General features: G+C 64.5%; 12 protein-coding genes. 1 reads left to right on the plus strand and 11 read right to left on the minus strand.

Features of this window, described 5'->3' with window-relative positions:
- Positions 1-252: 252 nt before the first annotated feature.
- The 8 genes from GGD61_RS17970 to GGD61_RS18005 form a co-directional block, all read right to left on the minus strand.
- Positions 253-1203 (minus strand): sugar-binding transcriptional regulator, encoded by a 951-nt coding sequence (locus GGD61_RS17970; protein ID WP_092256280.1) that lies wholly within the window; start codon positions 1201-1203, stop codon positions 253-255.
- Positions 1204-1210: 7 nt separating this feature from the next.
- A complete protein-coding gene (locus GGD61_RS17975) occupies positions 1211-1873 on the minus strand; it encodes an HAD family hydrolase (protein ID WP_092256282.1) in 663 nt (220 codons plus the stop codon).
- Positions 1874-1945: 72 nt separating this feature from the next.
- A complete protein-coding gene (locus GGD61_RS17980; protein WP_183230955.1) occupies positions 1946-3862 on the minus strand; it encodes a nitric oxide reductase activation protein NorD in 1917 nt (638 codons plus the stop codon).
- Between the two features lie 10 nt (positions 3863-3872).
- Positions 3873-4682 carry a CbbQ/NirQ/NorQ/GpvN family protein gene (locus GGD61_RS17985; protein ID WP_183230956.1) on the minus strand — a complete coding sequence of 270 codons (810 nt, stop codon included), beginning with the start codon at positions 4680-4682 and terminating at the stop codon, positions 3873-3875.
- A gap of 64 nt (positions 4683-4746) precedes the next feature.
- Complete coding sequence (locus GGD61_RS17990; protein WP_092256289.1) at positions 4747-6093, minus strand: cbb3-type cytochrome c oxidase subunit I; 1347 nt, start codon at positions 6091-6093, stop codon at positions 4747-4749.
- Positions 6094-6193: 100 nt separating this feature from the next.
- Positions 6194-6646 carry a cytochrome c gene (locus GGD61_RS17995; RefSeq protein ID WP_018315916.1) on the minus strand — a complete coding sequence of 151 codons (453 nt, stop codon included), beginning with the start codon at positions 6644-6646 and terminating at the stop codon, positions 6194-6196.
- Positions 6647-6760: 114 nt separating this feature from the next.
- Positions 6761-7021 carry a cytochrome C oxidase subunit IV family protein gene (locus GGD61_RS18000; protein ID WP_165637145.1) on the minus strand — a complete coding sequence of 87 codons (261 nt, stop codon included), beginning with the start codon at positions 7019-7021 and terminating at the stop codon, positions 6761-6763.
- Positions 7021-7599, minus strand: a complete 579-nt coding sequence (locus GGD61_RS18005; protein WP_183230957.1) for a cytochrome c oxidase subunit 3 family protein — start codon at positions 7597-7599, stop codon at positions 7021-7023. Before GGD61_RS18005 ends, GGD61_RS18000 begins: the two co-directional genes overlap by 1 nt.
- Before the next feature lie 173 nt (positions 7600-7772).
- Between GGD61_RS18005 and GGD61_RS18010 the strand changes: the two genes are divergently transcribed.
- Entirely contained in the window at positions 7773-7940 is a 168-nt protein-coding gene (locus GGD61_RS18010; protein WP_018315913.1) for a hypothetical protein, read from the plus strand.
- A 99-nt stretch (positions 7941-8039) separates the two neighbouring features.
- Here the strand turns inward: GGD61_RS18010 and mmsB are convergent, their stop codons facing one another.
- The 3 genes from mmsB to chvE all read right to left on the minus strand — a co-directional run bounded on the left by mmsB (position 8040) and on the right by chvE (position 12062).
- Positions 8040-9230 (minus strand): multiple monosaccharide ABC transporter permease, encoded by a 1191-nt coding sequence (gene mmsB / locus GGD61_RS18015; RefSeq protein WP_018315912.1) that lies wholly within the window; start codon positions 9228-9230, stop codon positions 8040-8042.
- Positions 9227-10804, minus strand: a complete 1578-nt coding sequence (gene mmsA / locus GGD61_RS18020) for a multiple monosaccharide ABC transporter ATP-binding protein (protein WP_183230958.1) — start codon at positions 10802-10804, stop codon at positions 9227-9229. Before mmsA ends, mmsB begins: the two co-directional genes overlap by 4 nt.
- Positions 10805-10988: 184 nt before the next feature.
- Positions 10989-12062, minus strand: coding sequence for a multiple monosaccharide ABC transporter substrate-binding protein (gene chvE / locus GGD61_RS18025; protein ID WP_183230959.1), 1074 nt, complete (start codon positions 12060-12062; stop codon positions 10989-10991).
- Between the last annotated feature and the right edge of the window lie 23 nt (positions 12063-12085).

Raw genomic sequence — 12085 nt, forward strand, 5'->3', positions numbered from 1 at the left:
TTGTCAAGCAGGCGCAGAGCCGTTTGCGCAACTTATGAGTGCTGCGGTGCGGAAGGGGTTGCGAGCGAATGGAAGAGGTTGGCGCGGCTTGTCCACCTCTCCCGCTTGCGGGAGAGGTCGGATCGCATCGAAGATGCGATACGGGTGAGGGCTTTCACCTCTTGGGGAGTCTTCCCAGCGGAAAGACCCTCTCCCCACCCCTCTCCCGCAAGCGGGAGAGGGAGCCGAGTCCCGCAGCCGCGCCAGTTCGCCCTACCGCTCCAAAATCGCCTGCGCGGTCGTCTCGTCGGTGATCAGGCCGCTGATTAGCCGCCCATTCAATGCCGCCGCGATGGCCGGCACCTTGGCCACACCGACCGCGGCGGCAATCGTCGTGGTCTTCGCCGGCACTTCGGGCGGGATGCTGGTGAGGCGCTTGTTGGTGCCGGCCTTGAGCAGGCGGCCCTTGGAATCATAGGCCCAGCCGGTGATCTCGCCGATGGCACCCAGCCGCATCATCTCGAACAATTCGTCACGGGTGACGAAACCGTCGACATGCACCTGCGCCTTCTGGTCCATCTGGCCGATGCCGACGAGACGCAAGTCCGCCTTGGCCGCGACCGCCTTCACCTTGGCGATCGGCTCGATGCGGACCATCTTGTTGCGCTCGTCCTCGGACGACATCAGGAACGGCAGCGGCATCGGATAGTGCCGCGCACCGGTGCGGTCGGCGAGCCGGCCGACGGTGTCATAGAAGCTCGCCGAACCATCGGCGGAGATGTTGCCGACCAGTGAGACGATCTGGTGATTGGGCCGGTCGATCGGCGTGACGCGCTCGACTGCGGCGCGCACTGCACGGCCGGTGCCGAGCGCGACGATCACCGGCGTCTCCGAACGCAGCGTCGCATCGAGCAGATTGGCGCAGCGTTCGGCGATGCCGGAAGTAGCCTGCGGCGCCGCCGGATCGGCCGGCACCACCTCGCAGTGAGCGAGATCGAAACGCTCCTTCAAGCGCGCCGCAAGCTCCATGCAGGCGGCGATGGGGTGTTCGAGCCGGAAGGTGATGAGACGCTCGGCTAGGCACAACGAGACCAGCCGCTGCGCCGACGCCCGCGAGACCTGGAGCATCTTTGCGATCTCGTCCTGGGTGTGACCGGCGATGAAATACAGCCAGCCGGCGCGCGCGGCGTCGTCAAGTCGGGATTTGTCGTTCTCGGCGGCCATGCGGGCCTCACGCCTCCCAGAAATCGCTCATGCGCGCAAAGACCCGGTCGGCCCCCGCCTCGGACAATATAGCCCGGCCGTCGCGACCGCGATAATGGTTGCCGCCGACAAATCCCCAGACCGTCATGCCGGCCGCCTTGCCCGCCTGCACGCCGCTGACGCTGTCCTCGATCACCAGGGTACGCGCAGGTTGCGCGCCCATCTTCTCGGCCGCAAGGAGAAAGAGATCGGGCGCCGGCTTGCCATTCCTGACCATTTGCGCGGTATAGATCCGCTCGCCGAAATGCGCCCGCAAGTTCGTGACGTCGAGAGAGAGCGAGACGCGGTCGATGTCGCTCGACGACGCCACGCAAAACGGCATTCGCAGGTCGGACATGATGGCGGCAACGCCGGGGATCGGCCGGAGTGAGCCCGCGAACGTCGCCAGCACATGCGACTTCAGGCGCGGCAGAAAGCCATCCGGCACGATCTGCCCGAGATCACGATAATGCTGCTCGATCGCCTTGGTGCTGCGCCCGAGAAAAAGCTCGAGCGCCTGCGTCTGGGTGAGCGCAATGCCGAATTCGGCCAGCACCTCGGACAGACACTGGCAGCTCAAAAGCTCGCTGTCGACGAGTACGCCGTCGCAGTCGAAGATGATCAGGTCGGGTTTTGACCGGAAGTCGTCCATCCGGCCATTCGATCATATACCCAGCTGATGAGCAATAGTTCGAGGGGGAAGCGTCGCCGCGGGCTTCCCCTGTTAGTGCGCGACCTGCCGGTAGATCGCCGGCAGCGCCGCGGGCAGCCGCTTGATGTTGCCGACGATGGCATAGCCGCCGGGCCCGAACAGGGTCGGGAAATAGGATTGCGCGGTTGCGTCCACCGTGACGCCGAAGGCGGCGATGCCGAGCCGGCGCGCCTCTTGCACCGACTTGCGGGTGTCTTCGAGCGCGAAGCGGCCCTCGTAATGGTCGACGTCGTTCGGCTTGCCGTCGGTGAGGACGAGCAGCAGCTTCTTGCGCTGCGGCTGGCGGGCGAGCTCGGCTGCGGCGTGGCGCACCGCCGCGCCGATCCGCGTGTAATAGCCCGGCTTCAGCGCGCCGATGCGGCGCTCGACCGTCCCGCTCATCGGCTCACCAAAGGCCTTAACCGTCTCGAGCCTCACCCAGGACCGCCGACGTGAAGTGAAGGTGAGGATGCTGTGGTGATCGCCGCAGGCCGAAATCCCATGGGCGAGCGCCAGCAGCGCCTCCTTCTCGACGTCGAGCACGCGGTAGCCATCGACCCAAGCGTCCGTGGACAGCGAGACGTCGACGAGCAGCGTGACGGCGAGATCGTGCCCTTGCGGGCGCATCGCGACGTGGATGCGATCGAGACCGCTGCTGCTGCCGGCGCGGAGGTCGCAGCGCGCGCGCACCAGCGCGTCGAGGTCGAGATCGTGTCCGTCGAGCTGGGCGCGCATCAATTCGTGACGCGGCCGCAACACCTCGAAGCGGCGGCGCACCTGGCGGATGTGCCGGCGCATGGCGTCGTCAGGCGTCCAGCTCTCACCGTGCTCGGAGGCCGCACCGGCCAGCACGCGGCAATGATCGGGCAGATAGGTGCCGCTGCGGTAATCCCATTCGGGATAAGTGAGGTCCGCGTTCAATCGCGATGCATCGAGGGCCTCCGGCGGCAGGTCGAGATCGAACTTGAACCGGCTCGCCGGTTTGCCGGTGCGGCGGCTGAGCGTGATCTCCTCGAGATCGTCGGCCGCTTTCTGCGCATCCTCGTCCTCGCTGTCGTCGGCCGGACGGTCGACATTGACCATCTCGGCCATCGCGAGGATCTTCTCGAAGCGGTTGAGCACGAAGGGATCGCGGCGGTTGGCATTGTCCTCGCGCTCGCGGACGGCAAAGCGCTTGCGATTGTCCTGGGCCTCGGGCTCGGCGCCCGGGGCACATTCGTCCTCGCCTGCATGCGCGGGCGAGAGCTCACGCGTCCAGCAATCCCCCCAGAGCGGGCACGGCAGGATCGAGTGATAGCCCGGCGGCGCCTTGTCCGGCAGCGGGCCCGTTCCCATCATCGCCGGCCACAGACTACCCGCAGGCGCCTTGCCGGCGCCGAGCAAGGCCAAGACGATCTGCTCGGCTTCCTGCTCGATGCGCGGCAGGGGGCGACGAGGCCGGGCCTCGGCGGTTGCTGCCGCGAGTTGGGTGTAATCGGCGACGAGCCCAGGGAATTGCGTGAGCACCCAGACCGCGGTCTCACTTGCCCGGCGCAACACCAGAAGATCCCGCCGCAGCGGATCGGCTTCCGTGATCGTCTTGATCGGTGCAGCTGCGAACCATGCCGCAAGCCAGCGATAGAGCGCCGCGTTCAAGGCGCGGTCGGGAAAGATCGAGATCCGATCGGGCAGGAAGATGGTCGCCGCGTCACGGCCCGGCTGCTCGAGGCGCTCGTCACCGAGGCCGATGCGCTGCCGCCAGCCGAGACGGTGCCCCGATTTTCGCGCGCCCGCGCTTGCGATCTGAACCCCGGTCTCGCCGCCGAGCGCGCGGAACATCACCGCGAGCCGGCCTCTCACCTCGGTCAGTGCCACGGCGTGATCATCGTGAACCGGATAGCTCGCGGTGCCGCCGACCATCCTGTGCCAGGCGCGGCCGACCGTCTCCTCCAGTTCGAGGAAGTCGAGCATGGGCGCGGCCTCACCCGATGACGGCGCGTGCGACGTCCAGCAGCGCCGCCTTCACGTCGGAAGCGTCGGTCAGCGGCTCGATCATGCCGGCCAGCACGGCATCGGCAATCGGCGTGCCCGCGGCAATCAGGGTCGCGCAATAGACCACGAGCCGGGTCGAGACGCCCTCCTCCAGATCGTGGCCCTTCAGCGCGCGCAGCCGACCAGCCAGCCCCACCAGCGGCCGCACGCGCTCCGGCGACAGTCCGCTTTCGGCGGACACGACGGCGATCTCCTGCTCGGGCGGCAGGAAGCCGAATTCGATGGCGATGAAGCGCTGGCGCGTCGATGGCTTCAGCGCCTTCAGCAGCGTCTGGTAGCCGGGATTGTAAGAGACCACGAGCATGAAGCTGTTCGGCGCCACCAGCTCCTCGCCGGTCCGCTCCAGCGGCAGGATACGGCGGTCGTCAGTCAGAGGATGCAGCACCACGGTGACGTCCTTGCGGGCCTCCACGACCTCGTCGAGATAGCAGATGCCGCCCTCGCGCACGGCGCGCGTCAACGGACCATCGGTCCACACGGTGTCGCCGCCCCTGAGCAAATAGCGGCCGGTGAGATCGGCGGCAGTGAGGTCGTCATGACAGGCGACGGTGTGAAGCGGCAGGCCCAGCCGCGCCGCCATATGCGCGACGAAGCGGGTCTTGCCGCAGCCGGTCGGCCCCTTGAGCAGAACCGGCAAACGACGTCGCCAGGCATGCTCGAAAAGCTCGCATTCGTTTCCGGATGGAACATAGGCCGGCAGCTCGGGGGCCGAGGTTACCGTGTGAAGGGCAGCTTTCATGATGTCTCTCCGGATTTTCCAGGAAGCAGGCGGCCGCGGCGAACCGCGGCCGCCCTTTCTCGTTTTACTCGGCCGGCTGCAGCGCCGCAGGAATGGTCGCCTGCCTCTCGCGGCCCGGCACCAGCACGGCCCAGACGAACATCAGCGCGGAGATCGCGACGAACACGCCGGAGCCGAGCCGGACCCAGTAGAACATCGCGAGTTGGTCCTGGACGTCCATGTAGCCCTGGCCGAGCACGCGCTGCAGGTGAACCTGGACCACGCCGGCGAAGGTCAGCGCGAAAGTCATGGTCATCATGGCCGTGCACATGATCCAGAAGCTCGTCATGGAGAGCCACTGGTTATAGGGCGCACGTCCCTTGATCTGCGGGATCGCATAGGCCATCACCGACAGGTTCAGCATCACGTAGGCGCCGAAGAAGGCGAGATGGCCGTGCGCGGCGGTGACCTGCGTGCCGTGGGTATAGTAGTTCACCGAGGACAGCGTGTGCAGGAAGCCCCACACGCCGGCACCAAGGAACGCCATCACCGAGCAGCCAACCGACCACAGCAGCGCAGCGCGATTCGGATGCTTGCGGCCGGCCTTCCAGGTCATCTGCACGGTGAAGATCACCATGGTGAAGAACGGCGCAACCTCGAGCGTGGAGAACAGCGAGCCGATCCACTGCCAGTAGCCGGGCGCGCCGATCCAATAGAAATGGTGGCCGGTACCGAGGATGCCCGAGAACAGGGCAAGGCCGATGATGACGTAGAGCCACTTCTCGACGACCTCACGATCGATGCCGTTGAGCTTGATCATGAGATAGGCGAGCACGGAGGCCATGATCAGCTCCCACACGCCCTCGACCCAGAGATGGACGACGTACCACCAGTACATCTTGTCGACGGCAAGGTTCGCCGGGTTGTAAAAGGCGAACAGGAAGAAGATCGCAACGCCCCACAGGCCGAACAACAGGATGTTGGTGACCGTGGTCTTGCGGCCCTTCAGCGCCGTCATCGTGACGTTGAACAGGAACATCAGGCAGACGACGACGATGCCGACCTTGATGATGAAGGGCTGTTCGAGAAACTCCCGGCCCTCGTGGTAGTGGAAGAGATAGCCGACCACGGCGACGCCGGCTGCGCCGAAGAACATCCAGAACTGGATCTTCGCCAGCAGCGGGCTGTAGAGCTCGTTCTCGGTCTCTTCCGGGAGCAGATAGTAGGTCGCGCCCATGAAGCCGATCAGCGACCATACGATCAGCGCGTTGGTATGGATCATTCTGACGATGTTGAACGGCAGCAGCGTCGACAGCGTATTGGGTAGGACGTAGATGGTCCCGGCGAGCAGGCCGAACACGACCTGGGCCAGGAACAGGGTCAGCGCGCCGTAGAAATACAGCATCGCGACTTTCTGGGTTTGGTACTTCATCTCGGGTTCTCTCTGTCTTGAAAGAGGAAAGCTGTGCGCCTTGCTTGTTGTTTGAGCATGATCTCTTCGGAAAACCGCTTCACACTTTTCCGGATCATGCTCAGCCGGCCTTGTTCGGCGGCCAGCTCTGACGCTTGATCGTGCTGGTCCATTGCAGGAAGTCGGCGAGATCGTTGAGTTCCTGGTCGGTGAGGTTGAACTGCGGCATCTGCCGCCGGCCCTCTGCGCCCGAGGGCTGCGATTGCATCCAGGCCTTCAGCGTCTCGCGCGCGGCGGCCGGATCCTCGTTGCCGCCCCAGCGATCCCAGACGTTGCCGACCTCTGGGGCGAAATAGGCGCCCTCGCCCAGCAGCGTGTGGCAGTTGATGCAGGAGTTCTTCTCCCAGACATGCTTGCCGCGGGCGACCGACGACGTCAGCGTCTTCGCGTCGGTCGAGGTCGTCGCCATGTAGTAATGGCTGTGCGCCGTCAGCCCTATGAAAATGGCGAAGAAGAAGGCCGAACCGCCGTAGAAGACATTTCGAGCGGCCGACTTGGTCAGGCGTTCAGCCATTGCCAATCCTTTCCGTTTGATTCCTGAGAAAGATGCGATGCTGCGATTTATTGCCGATTGCCGGGGGGTACTCTTTGACGAAGCGCAAGCAGCGCGACGATGCGCAACCGCCAGTCAGATCAGGGCAACGACGGCTGATGCGAGCCAGGCAAACAGCACCACGATGAAGACCCAGGCGCTGACGATGCCGCGCCAAAGTGCCGGCGCTGAGCGAAGATCGAGGAAATCGAGCACGATACGGCGGCCCTTGAGAGCGGCAAACGTCAGCAGCAAGGCATTGGCAAACAAGGGGCGCGACACCAGCGGCGGCACCAGAATGGTCGCGAGCGCAAGGCCGATCAACGCGATCCAGGTGATGTCGAGACGATCCGGAATCACGGGTGCACCAGATAGATGATGGGAAACATGACGATCCAGAGCAGGTCGACCATGTGCCAGAAAGCCGTTCCGGTCTCGACGCCCGCCGCTCGGGCACCCCGGGACACTACGGCCAGAATCACGATGCCGAGGCCGACATGCAGGAGATGGAAGCCGGTGAGGAGGAAGTACAGCGTGAAGAACGGGCTGGTCTCCAGGCCGTTTCCTAACGCGATCTCGCCGGCATATTCGAACAGCTTGACCGCGATGAAGACGACGCCAAGGGCCATGGCGCCGAACAGCCAGCCGCGTGCACGCCGGCTTTCGCCCGCCCGTGCAGCAGCCGCCCCGCGCGCGGCAGCCCAGCCACTGGTCACGAGCACGATGGTGTTGATTCCCGCCAGATGCGCATCAAGGCTGGCCTGACCGGCCGCGAAGACCGCCGGGTGAAGCGCGCGCGCGATGACGAAAGCGCCAAGGAACAGGCCGAAGGCGGCGAGCTCGCTGAAGATCAGCACCCAGATCATGGGATCGCCGGGAAGATCTTCCAGGATTCCCCAGCCGGTTCCCTGTTGTTCGCATTCCGTTGCCGACATCTGACTTCCGCATCAAGACGCCGAACAGATATCCCACCGGCGCGATTCCAACTTTGTCGCCGGACAAATAGTGCAACTGGCGGGAGGCAGGTTTGCGCTATCGCAACGTCCCGCCCGCCTCACCGCCATAGGGTCGATGCATCCGGTGGTTCCGCAAAACGGCGAGCGATGCAATGAGCGATGCACAAATCGGGCTGATGACCGCGACCCCCATCATCATCGTGTTCGCCATCGCGCTCCGGCGAATGGGGGTCCTGTCGACCGTGGCAACCGTATCGGCGGTAATCCTCTCCGTCGCGATCGCGACGGTGCTGTTCACGACGCAATCACCGCTGCCGTAGGGTGGGCAAAGCGAAGCGTGCCCACCATAGTGCCACAAGAGAAGATGGTGGGCACGGCGCTTACGCGCCTTTGCCCACCCTAGCAGACCGTCAATGCGGCTACCGCCGCTGGTTATACACGTCGATACACACCGCCCCGAGCAGCACCAGGCCCTTGATGACCTGCTGATAGTCGATGCCGATGCCGAGGATGGACATGCCGTTGTTCATCACGCCCATGATCATGGCGCCGACCACGGCGCCGCCGACGCGCCCGACTCCGCCATAGGCCGAGGCGCCGCCGATGAAGCAGGCGGCGATGACGTCGAGTTCGAAGCCCAATCCCGCCTTCGGCGTCGCGGTGTTGAGGCGCGCGGCGAAGACGAGACCGGCGAGTGCGGCCAGCACGCCCATGTTGACGAAGGTGAGGAAGGTCAGCCGTTCGGTCTTGATGCCCGACAGTTTTGCCGCCTTCGCATTGCCGCCCACCGCGTAGACCTGCCGGCCGATCACGGTGCGCCGGGTGACGAAGCCATAGAGCGCGATCAGCGCGGTCATGATGACCAGCACGTTCGGCAGGCCGCGATGCGAGGCGATCAGATAGGTGAAATAGAGCACGGCGCAAGCGAGCAGGACGCTCTTGCCCAGGAAGAACGCATAAGGCTCGACCTCGATGCCATGGGACTGCTCGCGCGAGCGGCCCTTGGCGCTGGCATAGACGAGTCCGAGCGCGAGCACGGCACCGATCAGCATGGAGGTCGGATGCAGCGTGCCGGCTTCGGGCAGCAGCTCCGGAATGAAGCCGGAGGAAAGTTTCTGGAAGGTCGCCGGGAACGGGCCGAGCGACTGCCCTTGCAGCACCGCGAGCGCGAGGCCCTTGAACACCAGCATGCCCGCCAGCGTCACGATGAAGGACGGAATGCCGAAAAAGGCCACCCAATAGCCCTGCGCCGCGCCGATCGCCGCACCCAGCAGCAGGCAGGCGATGAAGGCGAGCGTGTAGTCGATCTTGTAGGTCACCATTAGCACCGCGGCCACCGCGCCGACGAAGCCGGCGACCGAGCCGACCGACAGGTCGATATGGCCGGTGACGATCACCAGCAGCATGCCGAGCGCCATGATGACGATGTAGCTGTTCTGCAGCACCAGGTTGGTCAGGTTGAGCGGCTGCAACAGCGTGCCGCCGGTCATGACCTGGAAGAACAGCATGATCGCGATCAACGACATCAGCATGCCGTAGTTGCGCAAATTGTTCTTGATGAAGCTGCCGTGCCGGCGCTCCTCGGGCAGCGATACCGTCTTGTCGGTCATGGCTGCATTCCTCCCATTTCCGCGGCCGCGGGCGCGGCGTTCCCAATGTTTCGTTCGTTGCGCATGATGGCGCGCATGATCTTTTCCTGCGTCGCCTCGGCTCCGCTGAACTCGCCGACGAAGGCGCCGTCGTTCATGACGCAAATGCGGTCGCAGATGCCGAGCAGCTCGGGCATCTCCGAGGAGATCACAACGACGCCGCGGCCGGCCTCCGCCAGCTCGTTGATGATACAGTAAATCTCGTATTTGGCACCGACGTCGATGCCCCGCGTCGGCTCGTCCAGGATCAGGACCTTGGGGTCGGTCATCAGCCATTTCGACAGCACCACCTTCTGCTGGTTGCCGCCGGAGAGCTGGCCGGTCTCCTGGTAGACGTCGGAGCAGCGGATGCGCATGCGGGTGCGATAGTCGCTGGCGATCTTCAGCTCGGCGATGTCGTCGATCACGCGGCTTGGCGCGACCTGGTCGAGGCTGGCGAGCGTGATGTTCTTGCGGACGTCGTCGGCCAGGATCAGGCCGAGCTGCTTGCGATCCTCGGTGACATAGGCAAGACCGGCGTCGATCGCCGCCGCGACGCTCGGCAGCACCATGTCTCTGCCTTCGAGCCGGATGCTGCCGCTGATATTGGTGCCCCAGGAACGGCCGAACAGGCTCATGGCGAATTCAGTGCGGCCGGCGCCCATCAGCCCGGCAATGCCGACGACCTCGCCGCGCCTGACGCCGAAATTGACGTTCTTGATCACCTGCCGCTCGGGATGGATGGGGTGGTAGACCGACCAGTTCGCGACGTCGAGCACAGGCTCGCCGATCTTCACGCTGCGCTCCGGGAAACGGTGCGCCATGTCGCGATTGACCATGCTGCGGATGATGCGGTCTTCCTGAATCGGCTCGGCGCGGCAATCGATGCTGTCGACAGTGCGGCCGTCGCGGAGCACGGTGATGTGGTCGGCGACCTTGGCGACCTCGTTGAGCTTGTGCGAGATCAGGATCGAGCCGATGCCCTGCTCGCGGAACGCCATCAGGCGTTCGAGCAGCGCGGCGCTGTCGGCCTCGTTGAGGCTCGCGGTCGGCTCGTCCAGGATCAGCATCCGCACCCGCTTGGACAGCGCCTTGGCGATCTCGACCAGTTGCTGCTTGCCGACGCCGAGATCGGTGATCAGCGTGTCAGGGGATTCCTTCAGGCCGACCTGCGCCAGCAGTTCACGCGTGCGCCGGTACACCTCGTCGCGGTCGATCACGCCCAGCTTTGAAGGCGGATGCGACAGAAAAATGTTCTCCGCGATCGACATCAGCGGGATCAGCGCCAACTCCTGGTGGATGATGATGATGCCGAGCGCCTCGGAATCGTTGATGTCGCGGAAGCGCCGCTCCTCGCCATCGAAGACGATGGTGCCCTCGTAGCTGCCTGCGGGATAGACCCCGCTCAATACCTTCATCAGGGTCGACTTGCCGGCACCGTTCTCGCCGACGAGCGCGTGGATTTGCCCGGCGTGAACCGAGAAGTTGACGTCGCGCAGCGCCTGCACACCGGCAAAGCTCTTGCTGACGTTGCGCATCTCCAGCATGGCGGTCATCGTGTCATATCCCTCGATCGCTGTCGTTCACCTCTCCCCGCTTGCGGGGAGAGGTCGGATCGCATCGCAAGATGCGATCCGGGTGAGGGGGAGTCTCCGCGAGTCCCACTGCCACCTCGCTCGCGAAGGCTCCCCCTCACCCTTCCCCTCTCCCCGCAAGCGGGGAGAGGGGAAGGAAAGAGTATTACTGGAACTGCGCCTTCTTGTAGTAGCCGCTGTCGACCAGCACCTTCTCCCAATTGTCCTTGTAAACCACGACCGGCTTGAGCAGGTAGGACGGCACGGTCTTGACGCCGTTCTCGTAGGTCTTGGTGTCGTTGACCGTGACCTGCTTGCCGGCAAGCGCGGCGTCGACCATGTCGGCGGTCACCTTGGCGAGGTCGCGGGTATCCTTGAAGATGGTCGAATATTGGTCGCCGCGCAGCATCGCCTTGATCGAGGGCACCTCGGCGTCCTGACCCGAAATGATCGGCATCGGCTGATCGGCGCTGCCGTAGCCGACGCCTTTCAGTGAGGAGATGATGCCGATCGAGATGCCGTCATAGGGCGAGAGCACGGCGTTGATCTTCTTGTTGCCGTAGTAGGCGCTGAGCAGATTGTCCATGCGGGCCTGGGCGGTGGCGCCGTCCCAGCGGAGCGTCGCGACCTTGTCCATACCCGTCTGGCCCGAGCCGACGACGAGCTTGCCGCTGTCGATATAGGGCTTCAGCACGCTCATCGCGCCGTTGTAGAAGAAGTAGGCGTTGTTGTCGTCGGGCGAGCCGCCGAACAGCTCGATGTTGAACGGGCCCTTGCCGTCTTTGAGACCGAGGCCCTGCACGATCGACTCGGCCTGGAGCACGCCGACCTGGAAATTGTCAAAGGTCGCGTAATAGTCGACGTTCGGCGTGCCGCGGATCAGGCGGTCATAGGCGATCACGGTGATGCCCTTCGCCTTGGCCTGCTTGAGCACGTCGGACAGCGTGGTGCCGTCGATGGCGGCGATCACCAGCGCTTTCGCGCCCTTGGTCACCATGTTCTCGACCTGCGAGAGCTGGTTCGGGATGTCGTCCTCGGCATATTGCAGGTCGGTGTTGTAACCGCGCTCCTTCAGCACCTTGACCATGTTGTTGCCGTCGTCGATCCAGCGCGCCGACGATTTGGTCGGCATCGCGATGCCGACGGTCGCCTTGTCCTGCGCGGAGGCGGTGAGGCCTGTGGCCATCGTCGCAGCGCCGGCAAACGCCAGTGCGAGGAATGTCGTCTTCAGTTTCAGCATGTTTTCACTCCCTTGGGTGTCAG

Origin of the sequence: Bradyrhizobium sp. SBR1B (assembly GCF_014198205.1) — a bacterium.
Classification (GTDB): domain Bacteria; phylum Pseudomonadota; class Alphaproteobacteria; order Rhizobiales; family Xanthobacteraceae; genus Bradyrhizobium.